This is a genomic window from [Phormidium] sp. LEGE 05292 (assembly GCF_015207735.1).
Lineage (GTDB): Bacteria > Cyanobacteriota > Cyanobacteriia > Cyanobacteriales > Aerosakkonemataceae > Floridanema.
The window spans coordinates 24940-45932 of sequence record NZ_JADEWG010000024.1; the positions used below are offsets into that span (position 1 = coordinate 24940).

Annotated in this window: 17 protein-coding genes; 9 read left to right on the plus strand and 8 right to left on the minus strand. The window is 38.4% G+C overall.

The window, feature by feature from the left end; translation table 11 throughout:
- The first annotated feature begins 358 nt into the window (after nucleotides 1–358).
- Complete coding sequence (locus IQ264_RS09560) at nucleotides 359–865, plus strand: hypothetical protein (protein ID WP_193980528.1); 507 nt, start codon at nucleotides 359–361, stop codon at nucleotides 863–865.
- Nucleotides 866–1060: 195 nt separating this feature from the next.
- Nucleotides 1061–1417 carry a hypothetical protein gene (locus IQ264_RS09565; RefSeq protein WP_193980530.1) on the plus strand — a complete coding sequence of 119 codons (357 nt, stop codon included), beginning with the start codon at nucleotides 1061–1063 and terminating at the stop codon, nucleotides 1415–1417.
- Nucleotides 1418–1543: 126 nt separating this feature from the next.
- Here IQ264_RS09565 and IQ264_RS09570 read toward each other — a convergent pair whose 3' ends face one another.
- The 3 genes from IQ264_RS09570 to IQ264_RS09580 form a co-directional block, all read right to left on the minus strand.
- On the minus strand, nucleotides 1544–1732 hold the full coding sequence (locus tag IQ264_RS09570; protein ID WP_193980531.1) for a hypothetical protein: 189 nt from the start codon (nucleotides 1730–1732) through the stop codon (nucleotides 1544–1546).
- Nucleotides 1733–1851: 119 nt separating this feature from the next.
- Nucleotides 1852–3249, minus strand: a complete 1398-nt coding sequence (locus tag IQ264_RS09575) for a hybrid sensor histidine kinase/response regulator (protein ID WP_193980532.1) — start codon at nucleotides 3247–3249, stop codon at nucleotides 1852–1854.
- A 127-nt stretch (nucleotides 3250–3376) separates the two neighbouring features.
- On the minus strand, nucleotides 3377–8752 hold the full coding sequence (locus tag IQ264_RS09580) for a trifunctional serine/threonine-protein kinase/ATP-binding protein/sensor histidine kinase (RefSeq protein ID WP_193980534.1): 5376 nt from the start codon (nucleotides 8750–8752) through the stop codon (nucleotides 3377–3379).
- Nucleotides 8753–8869: 117 nt separating this feature from the next.
- On the opposite strand from IQ264_RS09580, the gene IQ264_RS09585 reads away from it, so the two are divergent.
- The gene (locus tag IQ264_RS09585) at nucleotides 8870–10216 is read left to right on the plus strand and encodes an amidohydrolase family protein (protein WP_193980535.1); all 1347 of its coding nucleotides are present in this window, start codon (nucleotides 8870–8872) and stop codon (nucleotides 10214–10216) included.
- Between the two features lie 171 nt (nucleotides 10217–10387).
- On the opposite strand, the gene IQ264_RS09590 is transcribed toward IQ264_RS09585, so the two are convergent.
- The 3 genes from IQ264_RS09590 to IQ264_RS09600 form a co-directional block, all read right to left on the minus strand.
- Nucleotides 10388–11776: an AtzE family amidohydrolase gene (locus tag IQ264_RS09590; RefSeq protein ID WP_193980537.1), complete on the minus strand. Its 1389-nt coding sequence runs from the start codon at nucleotides 11774–11776 to the stop codon at nucleotides 10388–10390.
- A 65-nt stretch (nucleotides 11777–11841) separates the two neighbouring features.
- On the minus strand, nucleotides 11842–12030 hold the full coding sequence (locus tag IQ264_RS09595) for a DUF4089 domain-containing protein (RefSeq protein WP_193980538.1): 189 nt from the start codon (nucleotides 12028–12030) through the stop codon (nucleotides 11842–11844).
- A gap of 301 nt (nucleotides 12031–12331) precedes the next feature.
- On the minus strand, nucleotides 12332–13129 hold the full coding sequence (locus IQ264_RS09600; RefSeq protein WP_193980539.1) for a choice-of-anchor W domain-containing protein: 798 nt from the start codon (nucleotides 13127–13129) through the stop codon (nucleotides 12332–12334).
- 267 nt (nucleotides 13130–13396) lie between these two features.
- Between IQ264_RS09600 and IQ264_RS09605 the strand changes: the two genes are divergently transcribed.
- Nucleotides 13397–14596 (plus strand): hypothetical protein, encoded by a 1200-nt coding sequence (locus IQ264_RS09605; RefSeq protein ID WP_193980540.1) that lies wholly within the window; start codon nucleotides 13397–13399, stop codon nucleotides 14594–14596.
- Between the two features lie 10 nt (nucleotides 14597–14606).
- Nucleotides 14607–14840, plus strand: coding sequence for a hypothetical protein (locus IQ264_RS09610; protein WP_193980541.1), 234 nt, complete (start codon nucleotides 14607–14609; stop codon nucleotides 14838–14840).
- 206 nt (nucleotides 14841–15046) lie between these two features.
- Here the strand turns inward: IQ264_RS09610 and IQ264_RS09615 are convergent, their stop codons facing one another.
- Nucleotides 15047–15541 carry an ureidoglycolate lyase gene (locus tag IQ264_RS09615; protein WP_193980573.1) on the minus strand — a complete coding sequence of 165 codons (495 nt, stop codon included), beginning with the start codon at nucleotides 15539–15541 and terminating at the stop codon, nucleotides 15047–15049.
- A gap of 118 nt (nucleotides 15542–15659) precedes the next feature.
- On the opposite strand from IQ264_RS09615, the gene IQ264_RS09620 reads away from it, so the two are divergent.
- The 3 genes from IQ264_RS09620 (at nucleotide 15660) to IQ264_RS09630 (ending at nucleotide 18784) form a co-directional block, all read left to right on the plus strand.
- Nucleotides 15660–16739, plus strand: coding sequence for a BMP family protein (locus tag IQ264_RS09620; protein WP_193980543.1), 1080 nt, complete (start codon nucleotides 15660–15662; stop codon nucleotides 16737–16739).
- A 153-nt stretch (nucleotides 16740–16892) separates the two neighbouring features.
- Complete coding sequence (locus tag IQ264_RS09625) at nucleotides 16893–18371, plus strand: ABC transporter ATP-binding protein (protein WP_193980544.1); 1479 nt, start codon at nucleotides 16893–16895, stop codon at nucleotides 18369–18371.
- A gap of 17 nt (nucleotides 18372–18388) precedes the next feature.
- Complete coding sequence (locus tag IQ264_RS09630) at nucleotides 18389–18784, plus strand: hypothetical protein (RefSeq protein ID WP_193980545.1); 396 nt, start codon at nucleotides 18389–18391, stop codon at nucleotides 18782–18784.
- A 91-nt stretch (nucleotides 18785–18875) separates the two neighbouring features.
- Here IQ264_RS09630 and IQ264_RS09635 read toward each other — a convergent pair whose 3' ends face one another.
- A complete protein-coding gene (locus IQ264_RS09635) occupies nucleotides 18876–19583 on the minus strand; it encodes a hypothetical protein (RefSeq protein WP_193980547.1) in 708 nt (235 codons plus the stop codon).
- Nucleotides 19584–19669: 86 nt separating this feature from the next.
- Between IQ264_RS09635 and IQ264_RS09640 the strand changes: the two genes are divergently transcribed.
- A complete protein-coding gene (locus tag IQ264_RS09640) occupies nucleotides 19670–20734 on the plus strand; it encodes an ABC transporter permease (protein WP_193980548.1) in 1065 nt (354 codons plus the stop codon).
- Nucleotides 20735–20993 lie beyond the last annotated feature (259 nt).

Below are 20993 nucleotides of genomic sequence, written 5' to 3' on the forward strand. Positions count from 1 at the left end.
TAAAATCTAAAATCTAAAATCTAAAATTAAACTCAGTAAATAGTTAATAGCTACAATTGGGGGGATAAAGTTGAGTAAAATCCTCCCTTACACAAATGAAAAAACATTAAATTTGACTGCTAAAATAGCTAATACTTTCCCAAACTAGTTATATTACATAATAAAAATAAAAAACTTATAGGAAGTAAGTAAGTCAAAAATAACTGTTTACAAACAGGGCAGCCTATAGTAATATTCTATGCAGTTAGCTAAATTAGTTTAACAACAGCTTTTTGTAATAACTAACCTCACCAAAGCAGTTTGATGAGTGCAAATGATGCACTTTAAGAAAAATTTTTCATGGAGATAGATTTTACTTATGAAACAAATCGCCAAGGTATTAACCATTGTTGCTCTAACTGCCTATACTGTAGGATTTACTAAATCAGAAGTAGTAAATGCTCAACCTACTGAACCACAACTTCTAGCCCAAGCACTCATTACTTACCAGGGATCGGGAGAAATAACTTTAGAAGAAAATGGGGAAAATAGAACTGTCAAAATCAGCCGCGTCACCGTTGATACCAGACAAGCTAAAACCGCAATTTTGAACATTACAACAGATGACGGACGACGTTACGCTTTGGTTGGTCGGATTACGGAAAACACAGAAACCGGAGGATATAAAGTATCTTTAACTACTATCAGAGCAGGTCAATCTCAACAGATTCCCGCAGAAGGAGTATTAGCAGTTACTCGTACTGGTGAAATCTCTCCAGAAGGCGACTTAACATACACAGGAACGAAGAAACTTTTAGCGATTTCATTTACACCTACAACTAACACAAGTACAGGTACTACTGAACCAGTCAGAGGTATGTGGTAAACTTCAGATCTTGCACCAGGGTCAGAAGCCGGGATTCATAGACTTTGTAATTTTAAATTGCTTAAAAGTTTGACATCTTGTACCGCTATGAAGTTAAATTCGTAGCGGTGATTTATCATATTTAGGCAAGGAACTGGGAACAAAGCTACTCTGAATGCGATCGTTAGTTTAATTAACTTAAAGCCCAAACTGGATATGAAAATAGCCCTGATCAGCGCAATTGCTATTACTTTGAATAGTTTAGTTCTCCCTATCTATGCTCAAACAGAGCCATCAGACAGAAAAAATGCCGAGCAAAGTCAAGAGGAATTGTTAGCCTGTACTGCGAGGAAAGATGATAAAAATCCGCGTTTAGGTGGTTGGCAACAACTCATTGGAAGACAGCGTTCTGAAGCAGAAAGTAGTGCTTATCAAACAGGTGGTTTGTTTACTACTGTTTCTCCAACCCAAGCTACTATTGTGACAAAAACTGGAGAAATTATCAATATCAGTTATGGTCAGCAAGATCAAGTTATTAAGGGAGTTTGTCGTAGTCGTAAAGTAGAAAATTAAACTGAAGTTTCCTTTAAGTTAGGAAACTTCAGTTTTTGCCTGTTATATTATGTCCGGTTAATTAGACATACTATCTTTAATGGAAAACTTTGTAGAGACGTTATATATAACGTCTCTACATTATGCTTAATTGAAGAAAGTAAAACTGTCTGCTGTTGGTGCTACATCAAATTTAGCAATGTTTGTGGCATCACCAACTTTGTTGACAATTGGATCGTAACCTAAATACTTTTCTTTGCCAGCCGAGTAGACGAAGTACGCTGGGAAATCAGAAGTACCATTTTGTTCAGCTAATGCTGAATCCAGGGGTTGCATTAGCGCAATCAGGCTATTTTTTTTATATTTAGTGATAAATTGATTTGGGATTTAAGGATGAAAAATCCCAAAATCGAATGGAGAACTTTTACAGATTTGCAGCGATCTCATGCAGCTTTCTAATTGATTGGCAGGACGATCGCAAACTCAGAACCTTCTCCTGGGGATGATGTCACTTCTATACTGCCGCCATGTTTTTCGACTATAATTTGACGTGCGATCGCTAATCCTAATCCGCTAGCCTGTGCATTAGGTTTCGTGGTAAAAAATGGTTCAAAAGCTTGTTGTTTAATTGCTTCGGACATCCCCACGCCGTTATCTTTAATGCGGATGACAATATGTGTTTCATCTTTCCAGGCTGTCTGAATAGTAATGCGATTGGGATTTGCTTGAATATCTGCAAAACTGCGTCCTTGATTAGATTGTTTGACTGCATCAATAGCATTGTTGAGCAGATTCATCAATACTTGATTTAATTGTCCAGGAACGCTTTCAACCAAAGGTATATTGCCATAATCTTTCACTACTTCAATTACCGGATGATTGTTATTGGCTTTCAAGCGATGTTTAACGATCAGCAGAGTGCTGTCGATACATTCATGAATATTCAGTGGAATCTTAGTACCTGTATTATTTATGGCAAAGGTGTGTAAACTGTGACTCAACTGGTGTAAGCGATCGACTCCTTCCTTTGTGGAAGCAATCATTTTAGGTAAGTCATCGCCAAGGTATTCTAGGTCAATATCGTCGATTTTTGATTTAATATCAGCGCAGGTGTTAGGACATTTTTGATGATGCAACTCAACTACGTTCAATAAATTTGTTACTGTTTCTTCTAGTGAACTCAAGTTACCAGAAATCCATCCCAAGGGATTATTAATTTCGTAAGCAATCCCAGTGATTAAATGACCCAAAGTAGACATTTTTTCGCTTTGAATTAGCTGAAGTTGAGTCTTTTCTAAAGTATGCAAAGCTTGAGCTAAGTTTTTAGCTTGGGTTTCTAGGGCGATCGCATTTTGGTAAGTACGTAAAGCTGAAATTACAGTGGTAATCAGTTTTTGTCGGGTTAGTTCTGTTTTAAGTTTATAATCGTTGATGTTGTAGGCAACAATCACCGATTCCTCTGGCGCTTCCCCTGGTTGACCTGTACGTAAAATAATTTGAACGTTCTGATTATTTAATTCCTCGCGGACATACCGCACCACCTGTAACCCAGCATCGTTGGTTTCCATAACCACATCTAGCAAAATGAAAGCAATATCAGGATTTTTCGCCATTAATTGCTTTGCTTCCAAACCGGAATATGCTGAGAGAAAATTTAATGATTTATTCTCAAAAACAAAGTTTTTTAAGGCTAACTTTGTCGCTTGGTGGACACTTGGATCGTCATCTACGATCGCAACTTTCCAAGCATTAACTTCGGTATCGACTAAAGTAGTCTCATCTTCTAATATCAAAAAATCGTCATTGCAATCATCTGACTGAACTTTTTTGTTGTGATCTTGATGCAACATCATCGACTTATCCTCTACAATAAATGAGATTTTGATTTTTAAAATTTGGATATGTTCTGAGTTTTGAGAAACCCTGTAGAGATGTTGCACGCAATGTCTCTACAGTGGGGGTAATTGACCGGACATGATATCAAAGAGGGAATTTCATAATAAATAGTGTTCCCAAACCAGGTTTGCTACTAACATCGATCGTTCCTTGGAGTTTTTGAGTAACTAAATTGTGAACGATATGTAACCCTAAACCGCTACCTCCTTGGTTTCTGGCTGTAGTAAAAAATGGATTGAAAATTTTATCCAAATTTTCTTCAGGAATACCACAACCATCATCACTGTACTGAACGATTACCTCTTGATTCAGTTGGGAAATTTCTAATCGTAGATTTCCGCATTCTCCCGGTTGATAGGCGTGGGTGAGGGAATTTACTACTAAATTGGTAACAATTTGTGCCAATGCACCAGGATAACTATCAATGGCGATCGTTTCGTCGCCTTCTATTGTTAAAACATGATCGGCTTGTTTAAATTGGGGTGCAAGGCTAAGTAAAACTTCCTCTAAATAAGATATTACGCCAAAAGTACGTTTTTCTAAATTAGTTTGATCGACAGCTACTTGTTTGAAGCTTTGAATTAATTCTCCCGCACGTTGGAGATTATGTAAAATCAAATCTGTACTTTCGCTGGCTACCTCCAAATAGTTGTTTAAAGTCGATCGCTTTAATTGTCCTTGTTCGACGGCATTCATAAATGATTGAGTAGCATCAGCTAAGGTAGAAGCTACGGTAATGCTAGTGCCAACTGGGGTATTAATTTCGTGTGCTACTCCCGCTACTAAGCTACCTAAAGCTGCCATTTTTTCCGATTCTACAAGCCTTTTTTGAGTTGTTTTCAAATCTTCTAACGCTTGAGAAAGTTCTTGGGTACGTTCTGCTACTTTTTGTTCTAAAGTGCTGTAAAGGATGGCATTTTCTAAAGAAATGGCGGCTTGGGAAGAAAGTAGTTGGAGGACTTCTAAGCGATCGCTCGTAAATGCTCCACAAGTTAGGTTATTTTCTAAGTAAAGTATACCAATTAATTTGCCCTGATTGAGTATCGGAGTACACAAGAAACTCTTAGGTTGATGATCCATAAAATAAGCATCTGTGGCAAAGGAAGTATGGCTCAGAGGATCGTTAATTAATAGAGTTTCTTGGGTGCGTTTAACGAAATTGATTACAGGCAAAGGGATCTCAAAACTTGATTCAACAGGTACACTTAACTGATAGAAATCTCGTGAACCAAAACAACGAGCGACTATTTCTAAACTTCCCTCTCTGTTAAGTATTAAAATTCCTTGATCTGCACCTGCGTTTTCCATTACTACTTGCATCAATTTAGCCAATAAGCGATCGAGTTGGATTTCTCCAGACAATGCTTGAGAAGCTTTAACCACTGCTGCTAAATCTAGTAAATCTAGAGATTCAGAAGTACTAGAACTTTCTTGTGTAATTAAGGTTTGAGTATTAGTATCCTGGACAAAAGAGTTATTATTTATGGTGGTTTGTACTGACTGAAGATAGAGTTTTTCTGATTCTAGGATTGAGCTAATTAGTTGCGGATATCGTTGTTCTAAATCCTGAATTTTTATCTTTGCTCCCCAGCGTTCATAAGCATAGTAAGCATCAACTAAATAAACTTGAGCCAACTTGTCACGTCCTTGACTGAAATAAAACTCGGCTGCAAGTTCATTAGCCAAAGCTTCTTCTTGCAGATAGTTTTGTTGTTTTGCACCTAGAATCGCTTGGTCATATAATTCTGCGGCTTGCCAATTTTTTCCCAAAATTCGTAACTTTTCTGCTTCGATCAAAGCATATTTATGTTGATAGTTCATCGGTGCAGAATTTGCCCAAACTTGCATTTTTTCTTGATTATTTTTGACTTGTTCTAAATAGACGCTAAGAGTATCTTCTGCTGCTGTATTGGCACAAGCTAGTAAAGTAAGGGAATAATAAAAGTAGTGTTCAGCAAAGACATTCATACCGCCAACAGCTATGACATATTCATTTGCCGATCGCGCATTTGCCAAAGCTTGCTGAAAGTCTTTTAGGAAATAACAAAGCATCGCTTTGCAGCTGTAGACAGAAAAGATGGACATCACTGTTTTCTTTTCTATCAACTCTGGCATCATCCTCACTTCATGAAAACTTTCGCCAATCAGTTGATATTTTGCTTCAGATTTTCCTTGGAATTGTAACCCTAACTGACGAATAATACTGGTGTGACGAATCAAGAATTCTTGTTTATTTTTCCGCATTACATTAATATACTTTTCTTGTTCCTGAGTCACAGAATCCAAAGGTTGACCGAGAAAAAAGAGATTGTGGCAGTAAATAGTGGCGCTGTAACCTGCATATTCCAAATCTCCTACATCAATTCCAGCTTGAAATGATTTCAGCAAAGGATCGAGAGTTGTTGATAAATGATCTTTCCAATGTTTAACAAATCCATAAAATACTTCTTCAGTGCGACAATTAATTTCGCTGATACTAAATTGCGATAACAAATTCACACCTAATTGACCAAATTTATATCCTGCTTCGATATCTCCCAGCACACCACAAAGTAACCAACCATAAAAAACATAAGCAAAGGTTGCTAATGGTGAATTGCCATATTTAACGCACAAATCCACCATTTTAAAACCTAAAAGTGGCATCAGATGAGGATAGCCAATCAAAACTGGAGCAAACAAAATCATGAGAATTCGCATTGCTTCCAATTTAGTGGGATCGGTCATCAAATCTAAGCGAGATAAATCTTCAATTTGTTGAATTCCCTGACTAATCATATCTTCCTGAAGTTTGCTTACCAAAGTAGATGGCGCATCGGGATTTTCTGGTAAATCAACTCCTAAAATTTGCAAAGCATTTGTTGCTGTTTTTAATACTTCAGCCAGCCGATTTTGAGTGATTAAAAGTAACAATTGTTTGGCATAAATTTTTACTTTATCTAGCTCTTCTTTAGCGAATTTGTGAGCTATTTCTGCTAAAGATTCCGCTTTCTCAAAGTTAGCGGTTAAATACTCTGCTTCGATCGCTTCTAAATAAACATTAATTGCCCGATCGTATTCTGTTTCCCAGCAATCTTCACTCAGCAAATCTAAAGCCATATTTAAATACTTAGCAGTAAGTTCATACGCTGTAGCTAATTTTGCTTTGTGTCCAGCAACACGATTAAGTTGAATTAATTCTGCTTTTTCTGATTCAATTGTAATTTCATTAGCACCGATGTTGAGATGGTTGACAATTTCAAAAATATTGTCTTCCCTTTCTGCAAGGGGTATATTTTGTAAAAGCAGTTTGCCTATTTGCTGGTGGGTGGAATTTTTCTGAGCTTGGGGAATCAAAAAATAAGCGGCTTGTTGTACTCTATCATGTAAAAATTTATAAGTAGCCGCCTTATTTGAATTAATTGATAAAGCAGAATTGACCTTTTCTAATTCATGTTGTTGGAAAAATTTGTAAACTTCATTTTTGGGAACGATCAATCCTTCTTGTAGTGCTATCCATAAATCAGTGGCGATTTCTGCGGAGGTTTTTTGGGCGACGATCGCTAATGTATGCAAATCAAATTCGTTACCAATACAAGCTGCAAGTTTCAAGGCATTTTGGGTATTTTGGGGTAATTTTTGTAGTTGTTGTCCCATAAATTCCACAATATCATCTGTTGGCGCTAATGCCCTGACTTCCGCTATGTTACATTGCCAATAGCCAAGTTCAAAATTAAAACTAATTACCTGTTCTTCATATAAATATTTGATAAATTGATTGCTAAAAAATGGATTACCTTGAGTTTTTTGATACACTAGTTCTGTCAGGGGAAGTACTAAGTCTAATGGACAGTTTAGGGTGTCAGCAATCAACTGATTCAAGTCTAATAAAGTTAAAGGAGACAGAGTAATTGTGTTGACGGTTACTCCAAGTTTTTGCAATTTTTCTAAAGTTAAAATTAACGGATGTGTCGGATTAACTTCATTATCTCGATAAGCTCCAATTAATAATAAATAACCAGTATCACTTTCGCTCATTAATAATTGGATTAGTTTCAAGGAAGCGGAGTCTGTCCATTGCAAGTCATCAATAAAAATTGTCAAGGGATTGTTTTGAGTTGCGAAGACTTGAATAAACTTTTTAAATAGGAGATTGAAGCGATTTTGTGCTGCTTCACCTGATAGTTCGGGAACTGCTGGTTGTTGACCAATAATTTGTTCTAGTTCGGGGATAACTTCAATAATTACTTGACCGTTTTCTCCCAAAGCTGCTAAGATTTTTTTCTGCCATTGTTGGAGCCTTTCATCACTTTCACTGAGCAATTGTTCCATTAAATCTCGGAAGGCTTGCACAAAGGCAGAAAAGGGAATATTCCGCTGAAATTGGTCAAATTTTCCTTTGATAAAATAGCCTTTTTGTCGGACAATTGGTTTGTGAATTTCGTTGACAACGGCTGTTTTACCAATACCTGAAAATCCCGCGACAAGTATGAGTTCGCTATTACCTTGACTCACGCGATTCTCGAACGCAGCTAATAATGTGTTAACTTCTTCTTGACGACCATAAAGTTTTTCGGAAATGACGAAGCGATCGCAAATGTCCCGTTTACCTAACTCAAATAATTCAATCTTCCCTGTTTCTTGCCATTGATTTAAACAATTTTCTAAATCATGTTTAATTCCTAAAGCACTTTGATAACGATCTTCGGCATTTTTTGCCATTAATTTGTCAATAATGTTTGATACTACCAAGGGAATTGTCGGATTTAAAGTTTGGACTGCGATCGGTTGTTTGGTAAGATGAGAATGAAGCAATTCCATTGGATCGTGTGTGGGAAAAGGAAGTCTCCCAGTTAGTAATTCGTAAAAACTTACTCCTAAGGAATAAAAATCGGTACGATAATCAATTCCTCGGTTCATCCGTCCAGTTTGTTCTGGAGAAATGTAGGCTAAAGTACCTTCAAAAACGTTAGTACCTTTGATTTCCTGAGTTTCTCTGGGAAGTAGGGAAGCAATACTAAAATCAATAAGTTTAACTTGTTTGGTATTTGGATTAATCAGAATATTTGCAGGTTTGATGTCTTTATGAATAATTCGCTCGCTGTAAAGACCATCTAAAGCAGTAACAATTTGTAAAGCGATCGGCAAAAACTCGGCTAAATCAAGCATCCGATGTGATATGTATTCTTTTAAAGAAATGCCGCCAAAATCCTCCATTATCAGGAGATAACTGTTGCGGTAGTTTTCTAAACTGTAGCAGCGGATCACTCCAGGCAAATCCAGATTTTTGGCGATCGCGTACTGATTCCGAAATAGCAACAACTCCTTAAAGGTAGGGTATTCCTGCCTGAGTTGTTTGATAACTACAGGTTGCTCGTCTAATTCCCGAATTGCTCTATATACCAGAGTTTTAGAGCCTACATACAATGGCTCGGTAATGCGATAGCCAGGAATCTTAGTGCTAATATTAGTTAATTCCATATTTATCAACTCAACTCATCAACTCTTTAATATTAGTGTTCCCATAGGAGGATGACAAAAAAACATTAAACATTAGTTATTGATCAGAAGTTAAGATTTACAAAGGACAAATGACAAATGTCTAATTGGCTAATTTCCGGGGGAACGATTCTAACTAGCGATGATGCTGGGACAATCATCGACAATGGATATATTTTAATTGCAGAAAACAAAATTGTTGCTGTTGGCAGCGGTCAACCTGAAATTAGCGATGTTTATCAAGAAATAGATGCAACAGGAATGTTAGTTTGTCCGGGCTTCATCAACGCTCATACCCATTTGTGTATGATTTTAGGGCGTTCTTTGGGCAGCGATCGCACTTTGTTACACTGGCTTTCAGAAGCGCAAATTCCCCTCATGCAAGCTTTTGAGCCAGAAGATTACGCTGTTAGTATGGAATTGGGCGCGATCGAAAATTTGAAAGCAGGCAACACTACTATTTGCGAAGTGTTTTTTACCCCCCATTACAGCGACGGTGTAGATGAAATTGCTGTCAATAGTTTAGATAAAACGGGTATTCGTTCCATCTTATTTCGTTGCACAAATGACGAAAACTTTTTTGACGGTTTTTTGGAAACTCGTTCCGAGAGCGTGCGCCGTTCCGAACACTTAATTTGTCATTGTCAAACTAGCCGAACTCGCGTTGGTGTAGGCCCTTTAGTTCCTTGGAGTTCCAGTCCCCAAGCTTTTGAAGATGCCGTCCAAATTTCCCAAACTAAAAATGTTCCCCTTCACCTCCATACTTCCGAAACTCCAGAGTACAACGACTTAGTAAGAAAGCGCACGGGCAAAAGTAACGTTGAAATGTTAGCAGATGTGGGAGCATTGGGAGAACAGGTAATGTTAAATCATTGCGTTCACCTTTCTGACTCCGACATTGAGTTAATTGCTGAAACTAATACTCACGTCATCCACGACCCCACCAGTAATATGATTTTAGCTTCTGGAGTAGCGCCAATTCCTCAATTAAGAGCCAAAAATATTAACATTGGATTGGCGTGTGATGGGCCTGCTTGTAACAACACTCAAGACATGATTCAAACTATGAAAGATGCGGCACTTTTGCACAAAGTTGTTACTCGTCAGCCAGATATTTTAATAGCAAAAGATGTGTTTCGCATGGCAACGAGAGGTGGTGCAAAAGCGATCGGTATGGGTGATTCTTTAGGTGCGATTCAACCAGGTTTTTTAGCTGATTTAATTTTAATTGATACCCAAGTTCCACACATGACCCCGTTGCACGATCCGATCGCAATTTTAGTTTATTCAGCTAGAGGCTCAGATGTACATACTGTGATGGTAGACGGGGAAATTGTGATGCAAAATCGCCAAATTTTGACAGTGGATGAAAAGGAAGTTTTAGCCAAAGCGCGGGAGAGAGCGAAGAAAGCTTGCGATCGATCGCAGGACAGAAGAAAGTCTTGATCGGGATTTGATGATTTACAGGATAATCAGGATTAATTAAGAAAGCCTTGCTCAGGATTTTATGATTTAGATGATGAGCAAGATGATTAATCAAGAAATCCTGTAAATCCGTAAATCCCGATCGAATTTTGCGTTGATTAACTTCCCCCATCCCCTTGTCCCCTTATTCCGTTACTGTACAACTGGCGCAGAAACAATGCCTTGAGCTTCTAAGTATTTTGCAACTCTTAAAATCAATGCTTCTTTGTAAGGTGCGCCGATAATTTGTACGCCTAAAGGTAGTTCGCCGGGACGTTGTAGGGGTACAGAAATTATTGGTAAACCGACAAAAGATAAAGGTTGAGTAAATAATCCTAAGTTAGGACGAACTAACATTTCTTCCCCAGCAATTACCATTTTTTGTTGACCAATTTGCGGGGCGGCGCAAGGTGTGGTCGGGGCGATAATTATATCTACATTGGTGAAAATTTCTCGCAAACGATCGCGATACCAACGTCGAAATTTCTGGGCTTGAATGTACCAATTAGCAGGAATTAATGCCCCGGCAATAAAGCGATCGCGTGTGGCAATATCAAAGTCTTGGGGGCGAGATTTGATATTTTTTAAATGTAAATTTGCACCTTCACTAGCAGTAATAATAAATGCCGCTGCCCTTGCCCGATGTGGTTCGGGAATAGTTACTATTTCAGTAGTATTTAAAGCGATAGCAACTTTGGCGACTGCTGCTAATACTTCGGGCTCCGCATTTTCGGCAAAGTATTCGTCAGCAATGGCAATTCTTAAACCTTCAATTCCCCGATTTAATTGCGGTAAACAAGGTTCTGGAGGTCTTTTCGTGCAAACGGGATCGCTGTTGTCTTCGCCTTGCAAAACATCAAAAATGGCGGCAAGGTCTCTGACCGATCGAGCAAAAGGGCCAATGTGATCGAAGCTAGAAGCGAATAAGAACGCGCCAGACCGAGACAAACGACCATAAGTAGGCTTTAAACCAAAAATTCCACAAAAAGCGGCAGGTACTCTAATCGATCCGTTGGTGTCAGAACCTAAAGTAATGGGTACGAGTCCAGCGGCGACAGCAGCAGCGGAACCGCCAGAAGAACCACCAGCAACACAGTTAAGATTGTGCGGGTTTCGAGTAGGCCCATAGTGGCTATTTTCGGTGACAAAACCGTAGGCGTACTCGTCCATATTTAATGCGCCAACAAGTATTGCACCTGCTTTTTTTAACCTAGCAACTGCGGTAGCATCACGGGTAGCTGGAGGATTTTCCGCGTTAATTTTTGACCCAGCTAAAGTTGTGATTCCGGCAACATCAAAAAGGTCTTTAACTGCAAAAGGAACTCCGGCTAAAATGCCAGGGTCTTTGCCTTCAGTAATAGCTTGGTCAATTTTTTCTGCTTCTACCAAAGCGTTTTCAGCTATGACCTTAGTAAAGCAATTATACTTGTAATTTCGGTCAGCAATTCTGGCTAAAGATGCTGCGACAATTGATTTTGCGGAAACTTCTTTTTGTCTAACTACTTCAGCGATTTGGGTAGCATCAGGAAAACCGTAAGCCATTCGATTTTAAATTTTAGATTTTAGATTTTGGATTGATTCTACAGATAAATCTAGATTGCTTTTGATTATGGTTCAAATATGGGTGCAGCTTCGAGATCTTCTGGTATCGGGAATTCTGTAACTAATTTAGCGATCGCCATAATTCGCTCAAAGTTTTGGATTACACCTGGGCGATGTTCGGGGTCGATCGACAAATCTACCAATTGAGATATTGTATCAACATATTCAGCCGCCGTGAGTATTTTTTCTTCCATAAAGCTGTTGTTGCTGTTGGTTTTGATTTTCTTATTTTAACAGCTAATCAGGCAAATTTCACTATTTGATAGTTTGCCTGATTTTAGCTACTAACTCAAGTTGCTAGTTATAAGTCTGACTCTTTCTTAGCCCCCCTTAATAAGGGGGGTTGGGGGGATCTAAATCTAGTAATCACAGCCGAAGATCCCCCCTCCGCCCCCCTTAATAAGGGGGGAACCAGCGGAAGCTTCGCTATTAACATCACGGGGGAACTCCGAAAGAATTAATAACTTGCAACTTGCGTTACTATGAGAATCTCTTTTAACTTAGGCTGCGGCGTTTAATTAGTGAACTAACACCAAAAGCACCAAAAGCTAATAAACTTAATGTTGAAGTTGGTTCAGGAATGGAACTTTGTCCCTGAAAATCGTAACCTTGAATTTGAAAAGAAACGCGAGAACGAGCTTTAATTTCATTGGGATCAATATTTAACCAACTCATCTTCACCGTTCCCGTTAAAGATGTAATTGCTTCAGGACTAGAAAAGAATTTTTGACTCAAACTTTTGGCTTCTGCTGCTTGTCCAATAGAACTGCTAAAAACGCTATTTAATATTCCTGATGTATCAGTTGCATTTTGACCGTTAAGGGTTTTAACTATTAAATCGATTTGAGTTCCCTCTTCTACTCTTTCCTTTCCCAAAACCGGAGCATTGTAACTTCTGGTATCAACATTTGTCAGCAAAGAAAAGGCATTAAAAATGTTAGGTGAAGGATTAGACAAAGAGTAGGAAATGTTTTCACCACCTAGAGTAAATTTAGCAGTTTGACCATTCCAATTAAATGACCAATCTACTAGTTCGCCATTGTTCCAATCTCGGTAAATTTGTCCGGTATTGTTCGCTTGGGCACCATTTGGGCCGATCGCAAATTCATAATCTTCTCCAAAAGGTGCGCCTGCACGACCTTCCACTTTCCATCCTAAATCTGTCCAGCTGCTTAGTTCTACAGGGTCTTGCACTAGTGTTAACTCAACAGCGAATGCAGGTATTGCTAGTCCCAGACTACCTGCGGTAACGCCAAGTGCTGCCGACATTGCTAGCAAACTTGCCCTACTCATACTCTGACTCCTTACGGTTGTTTTTGCCGCGCTAGAGAAATTCGGTATTACTACACAAGCTTAACCTTAAATTCATAAATTCTTGATGATAACTTCACATTAAAAACTAATTTTAGATAAAATTTACGTAATACTACTAACTTCTTAGCCTTTGAAACAATCAGTCTCAGCTTCGATCGCGATTGCCATGCAAGAACAATCAAGGAAACAACTAAAATAAGATTTGATGCTATAAACAATGATTAAAAATAATCGGAGTATTTACGAGTGAAAATCGGTGTATTTTTAAGCGATCTAGGCAAAACAGCAGTTTATTATCCAAGATTAGCAAAAGTAACTGGTAGCGTGACATCTTGTATATTTTTTTGTCACCTTTTGCAATGGCGATCGCGATCAAATAATCCCTATGATTGGCTCAAAATTAGCGTCCAAGAAATAGAACAAGAAACTGGGTTAAATAGCAGAGAACAGGAATTAGCACGAAAAGAATTAATTGAGCGAAATTTGCTGAAAGAAAGATTAGTTGAACAGCAAAGTAATGCTTTAGAATTTTGGCTAAATTTAGAAGCGTTAGAGGAAAAGTTACATGAACTTTTACATGAGTTAAAGAGCAATACTCTTGAGGAAACTGTTATTTTTAAAACAATTCAACCAAATGCGGTGAAAAAAACCGAACTAAATGTACCGTGGCAACGTCCACCCATTGCCGTAAAAGTTACACCTAACTATCAATTTAATGGCCCTTGGAAAAGTCATGAACAATTTGCCGAATTTCAAAAACTTTTGTTAGAATATGCCAAGGAAAAAGGTTTTTACAATCCGGCGGATTGGGTGTTTAAAATAATAGATGGGATAACTAAAGGTATAGTATCGCCATTTTGGGATGAATTTGTCCAAGGAATTCCGTTAGGAGAAAGTCAAAAAGTTAAGCGCGATTGGGAAATTGAAATAGGAATAGCTTATCCGGCTTTTGAAGAAGAACGCATCCAATATTATGTCCAAAAAGGTGAACCTTTAGAAGTTGCTGTATCTAAAGCGCGTTCTGATTTGCGAAATCCGGTTTTGGGTAAGGATTTGTGGGAGGGTTTTTTAAGGAAATGCGATCGCATTGCCGACGAAGCAATTAAAGCCAAAAAATCAGGAATAAAAACCCCTTATTTACCACCATCTTTTACAGATAGACCTGCTATTACAAAAGAGAGTGTCATGCAAAAACTGACAGCAGTATCACCCCAATTTTCCCTAGAATCTTCTAGCTACCAAAGTCTCGCTCAAATAAATCATAATGAGCAAAAAGTTACCCAAAAAAAGCCAGATTCAGCCAGCGATGTTCCTAATATTGATACTCTAAAAGCAGTTTACAAAACTCCTATGGGTAAAAAATTAGTGGAAAAGCAAATTACGGAACACCCGGAATGGGGATACGCAATTGTTGATGGTGAATTAGTAGACTTAATTCCTTTTTAGAGCTATAAAGATGAAACAAATTAACCAAATTGATGCCTTGGATTTAGGACGCACTCCCCTTTCAGATGATGAAAGAGAAAAGTTGCGTCGGGAAAGACTGCAAAAGCAGAAAGAAGAGGGATATCAACTGCTAGCAGAACTTTGCTATTTAGGTGAATATGACGCAGCGAAAAAGCTTGCCAATCAAAATCCAAATTGGGGTTATGAAATTGTTTGTGGGGAAGTGATAGATAGGGAAGACTAGTCTAATAATCCAAGTTGCTAGTTATAAGCTTAAGCGTTTTTGATCCCCCTCCCGTCCCCCTTAAAAAGGGGGAAGCTAAAAGATGGTTCGCTGTTTATTTAGCGAGGGATCGTAAATCCGGTTCCCCCCTTATTAAGGGGGGTTAGGGGGGATCGAATTAAATACTACTCGGTTAAGTATTTTTGGCTTTATAAAAGCGAAGCAATTTAAACAAACTCGAATTCTAATTGATGACTTTGGGAAAAATTATGAGTGAAATGATCGATTACATTGGTATTAGTAAGTTCTAAATTATAAAAGTCTACAAATTCATGATCAAAATATGGCCCTGCGTGCCAAGTTCCTACTTCTAATTTAATAAAACAATTTCCGGGAATGCGAAAAGCAGCAATTTGTTCGATCGCAGGTTGATCGGTGTTATTATTAGGAGGAGCTACTGCCATTAACCAATCTTTTCCTGCTAAAGAACCAAGACATTGAGTACATTGAACATGACGAGTAATTTTATGAAATTTGCGTCCTCTGTGAGTTAGGCGCATAATATAAAATCGAGGAGTGCCATTTCGTAAATTTAACTGTGCGTCCTCTGCATCAAAAGTTTTGCCATCTTGACTAGGAAAAATCACTTGTCCGAAAGGAAGAAAATTTTTTACAGTAATTAATTGTGTCGGTATTTGTTTTAAAACTAGCGATCGACTCATTGTTTTAGCTAAATAGATGATATTGTTAATGTATCTCAGAATACCGTCTAATTCTGCACAAAGATTTACCAGTATAACTAGTTGAGTCTCTAAAGTTGGTAAATAAGGCGATCGCAATATGTCTCAAAAACTTCCCAGACGACAATTTATCTACTACGCTTCCGCTGCTTTTGGTACTAGTTTACTACTAAAAGCCTGTGGTAACAATCCTAATTCTACTCCACCAACAGCAGGTAATACAACTAGCAATACTAACGCTGTTACTGATGCCAAAAGTTTCAAAATAGCGATGGTACTGCCAGGAATTACTACTGATAAAGCTTGGAATCAAGCTGGTTTTGAAGGGTTGAATACAGCGAAAACTAAACTAGGAGTAGAAACTGCTTTTGTCGAAAAAATAGCACAAGCAGATCAAACAGAAGCTTTATCAGATTTTGCTAGAAGAGGGTACAATTTAGTATTTGCTCATGGGGGACAATTTGATGCAGCAATTCAACAAGTAGCACCCCAATTTCCTAAAACATTTTTTGTCGGCGTAAATGGTGCAATACAAGGTGCAAATATGGCATCTTTGCGAATAGATCATTTACAAGCAAGTTATATTTGCGGCATTATTGGCGCTAATATGACAAAATCAAACAAACTCGCATATTTATCAGCACAATCTTTTCAAGCAACCGATGAAGAATTGAGAGGATTTCAGTTAGGTGTTAAATCAGTTAAACCGAATATTCAAATAATCCCAAGTTATACTGGTGATTGGAATGATGCGGCGAAAGCAAAAGAAGCATCTTTAGCTTTAATTTCATCAGGAGTTGATGTAATTTATCAGTGGTTAGATAATGCTTCTCCGGCGGTTTTACAAACAGCTGCGGAAAAGGGAGTTTTTACTTTTGGCAATACAACCGATCAATTAAATATAGCACCAAAATCAGTATTAACTAGTGCTGTGAAACGAATTGATTTAGCCATTGCTTATCTGGCTGATTTAGCAATAAAAAATAAGCTCAAAGGTGAAATTTATACCATTGGTTTAGAAAAACCGGAAATTCTCTATATAGGAAAGTTTGGCGAGATGGTTCCTCAAGATTTACAACAAAAAGCATTGCAAACAAAACAGGCAATTTTAGCCAAAAAGATACTGTTTGAAGCTTGTCAAGAAAATGGGAAAAGTACGCGCTGTGTAAAGCAAGCATAGTATTATATCTTGCAGTAGGGGAGGTAGAACCTCCCAGATATCATTACCAGGTTGAACCTGGTAACGAGAGAAAAAACTTATAAACTTCTCTCTTTTTTCTCTATGTGTCCTCTGCGTCTGTAGCGGTTTAATAAGCTAATTATCAGCAAAAAAATGACTTACTTGCGACTCGAAAGTATTACTAAAAGCTTTGGCAATTTCATTGCTAATGATGATATTAACTTAATACTTAATAAAGGTAATATTCATGCTTTATTAGGGGAAAACGGCGCTGGTAAAACTACATTAATGAATATCCTTTGCGGACTTTATCAACCAGATGCTGGAAAAATTTATTTAGAAAATAAACCCGTGCAAATTTACTCACCTGCGATGGCAATTCAGCGGGGAATTGGCATGATTCACCAACATTTTATGTTAGTACCGCAACTAACTGTCACCGAAAATATTATTCTGGGGACTAAGTTAGATTTAAGGTTGAACTTATCAGAAAAAAGTCGGGAAATTTCCCAATTAGCTAAATCATTTAATTTAGATGTTGACCCTTTAGCAAAAGTTGGAGATTTACCTGTAGGAATTCAGCAAAGAGTAGAAATTTTAAAAGCACTTTATCGACAAGCAAAGTTATTAATTTTAGATGAACCAACAGCGGTATTAACGCCGCCAGAGGTGAAAAATTTAGCGAAAATTTTACGGCAATTAGCCGATCGCGATCGCACAATCATCTTCATTAGCCACAAGTTAGAAGAAGTGATGAACCTCTGCGATACGGTAACAGTTTTGCAACGAGGTAAAGTAGTAGCAAATTTAAACATTAAAGAGACAAACTCTCAGGAATTAGCACGATTAATGGTAGGAAGAGAAGTATTATTTCAATTAAATAAACCTCCTCATTCTCCTGGAGATGTATTGTTAGAAGTGCAGGGTTTACAGGTGCGAGATGAAAGGGATTTACTGGTAGTAAAAGATGTTTCTTTTCAATTGCGTTCTGGGGAGATTTTGGGAATAGCTGGAATAGATGGAAATGGACAGCGAGAATTAGCAGATGCGATCGCCAATTTACGCCAAATTTACGCCGGAACAATTAGCAAAAAAACAACCAAAAAAAGCATTGCTTACATTCCTGAAGATCGGCAAAAAATGGGTTTAGTGATGGGTTTTAGCATTGCCAAAAATTTGATTCTCAAAGCATTTAAATTTCTCCCTTTTTGTCGGAGTTGGTTACTACAATATTCGGTAATTAATCATCATGCAAATTCAGCAATAGAAAACTTCGATATTCGCGCCGAAAACCCCGCAATTAAAGTTAGTCAACTCTCAGGAGGAAATCAACAAAAAGTAGTTTTAGCGCGGGAACTTTCGGGAAATCCCGATCTAATTATCGCCATGCAACCAACTAGGGGTTTAGATGTAGGTGCGACAGAATACGTACAGCAAAAATTGTTAGCTGAAAGAGAAAGAGGTGCAGCAATTTTGTATATTTCCACCGAGTTAGAAGAAGTGATGGTGGTGAGCGATCGCATTGCGGTAATGTATGAAGGTAAATTTGTGGATATCCTAGATGCAACTACCTCTACTGTCGAACAAATTGGTTATTTAATGACTGGTGGTAAGGTTTTAGATTCAAAATGATCGGAGGTAAACACCCAATGATACTTTTAAAAAGCCTGGTAATTTGGGTAATTATTATCTGTGGTGAAATAGCAAATGGAATCGCACGCACCCTGCTACTTGTACCCTACATCGGTGATTTTCACGCCAGACAAATCGGAGTTTTCACAGGTGCAGCGATTATTCTAACAATTACCCTTATTTTCATTAAATGGATTGGTGCAAAAAGCCTCTTTGAGTTGTTAGCTATAGGCTTACTTTGGCTGCTGTTAATGCTAACTTTTGAGGTGACATTTGGACTGTATGTAGCAGGTTATTCCTGGGAAAGAATCGCCGCAGATTATAACTTATTCAAAGGCGGACTTTTACCAATTGGTATGCTGATATTAACACTTTCTCCTCTAACCGCTGCTAAAATTCGCCGCTTAATTTAACCATTTCAATTCACCTTTAAACCCCTCATTCTCTCTGCGTCCTCTGCGTCTCTACGGTTTAAAAAACACCAAAAATTCCCGAAAAAACAGGCTATTGAGGATTTAGTTTCGGTGGATTTGAACCATCCGAATTATCAATTGTATTTTTCCATTCCACAGAAACCACCTTCGCATCACCCCTAATTCTTTGATTCACACTTCCCTCAAAATTAACCTGTCCTCCAGGGGGAATAGTACCAGCAATTTCCTGTGAACCTGTTTCAACAGCTCGCTCTTCAGTTGGTTCTCCATCTGCTGTAGTATTGCGGACAATTGCAAAATTAATTTTGACATTTGTCACCGGATTATTAGTATTATTTACCACTACACCCCGCACAGTTCTACCCCGAAATACAGCACTAATTTCATTAACAGCAACCTCGCCTTTAACTGCGGAAATTGTTGGTGTTGTTGCTGGTATTGTTGGCGGGAGAGTAGGAGTAGTTTGTGGTGTAGCTGCTGGAGTATTTGTAGCAGTAACAGTACAATATTGGGGAGGCCAATTTTGTTGAATTCTCGTTCTAGAATTAGCTAAAGTTTGGATTTGGCGGCGATAACTAATTAGCTGACTTTCCATTTGTGGTACTCTCGCTCTCATGCGATTTAAAATGTTAATGGCTTTTCGCCATTGTTGAGTACAGACTGCTTGTTTTAGTTCGGCATTTAGTTCAGCATTGATATCAGTTTGAGATAAACTCGGACTTGCTAATAATCCCATAATAGTGATAGTGGCGGCGCTAGCTAAAAATTTCAGTTTCATAGTGTTTTTTTTCCAGTAACTAGCATTTGAAACATATTATAAATTAAATTAAATCTAGAATGTAAATTTGCTCATTCCTACGCTTAATGATGACAAAAAAACAACCAATTTTACCAATTCTGCTACCAATTTTATCTCCAATTGTGGCGATCGTATCTGCCTTACTCGTCGGTGCAATATTAATCGCCTTCAGTGGAAATAATCCTGTCACCGCTTATACAGTCCTCTTCAACGAATCACTGACAAACTATTATGGTTTTGGCAGCACCCTGACGAAAACTGCACCTTTATTATTGGCAGGTTTTGGAGTGTTAGTCGCCTTAAAAGCGGGACAATTTAACATTGGCGCAGAAGGGCAAATTTACATGGGTGGACTTGGTAGCACCTTAGTTGGGTTATATTTACCGGGATTACCTGCGTGGATTCACCTACCCTTAGCGTTATTGGGCGGGTTTTTGTTTGGCGGAATTTGGGGTGGAATTCCCGGCTATTTAAAAGCAGTACGAGGTGTAAATGAAGTAATTACTACTTTATTACTTAATTATGTTGCGTTGAACTTGGTGGGCTACTTGGTGCAACAACCTTTAATAGAACCAGGTGCGCCCAGCCCGTATTCACCCTTACTTGCAAAAACATCATGGTTGCCGATTATACTACCTGAAACCCAAGCCCACGCCGGAATTTTAGTTGGGTTAATAGCGGCGATCGTTTTGTGGGTAATGTTGGCCCGATCGCCTTTAGGATACCAAATCGCAGCGGTAGGAATGAACCCGACAGCGGCGCGATATGCGGGAATGTCGGTGAGGCGCACAATTATCCTGGTGATGGCGTTGGCGGGTGGTTTAGCGGGGTTAGCAGGTGCTTCGGAAGTGCTGGGGTTGAGACATCGCTTGTTCGATCAGTTTTCCCCTGGATATGGGTATGATGCGATCGCGATCGCCTTTTTGAGTCGCGGAAATATTGCCGGAGTTGTGGCGACTTCGCTATTTTTTGGCGCACTTCGTAGCGGCGCAAATGTCATGCAACGCAGTGCAAATGTTCCGGTGACAGTGGTTTATGCAATTCAAGGTTTAACTGTATTATTTATTGCAATTAGTTTTGCTTTGGAAAGAAAGTTTAAGTTTCAGGGATTTTTTAAACCGCAGATGTAGGCGCAGCCTTCCTGTGGGGTACGCAGATGAGGTTTAAAATTATGAATTATCGATTTTTATTGAACCGCAAAGAACGCAAAGAACGCTAAGGAAAGATAAGAGAGGTTTATGATTATTGACTTGTAAAAGTAGACAATATCTATAATATATCTGTGTTCATCTGTGTTCATCTGTGGACATCTGTGGTAAAAAGAAAGAATTGTCAACCCTGCCAAAATGTAAAGCTAACATCTGCCTTTATCTGCGGTTAAATTTATTT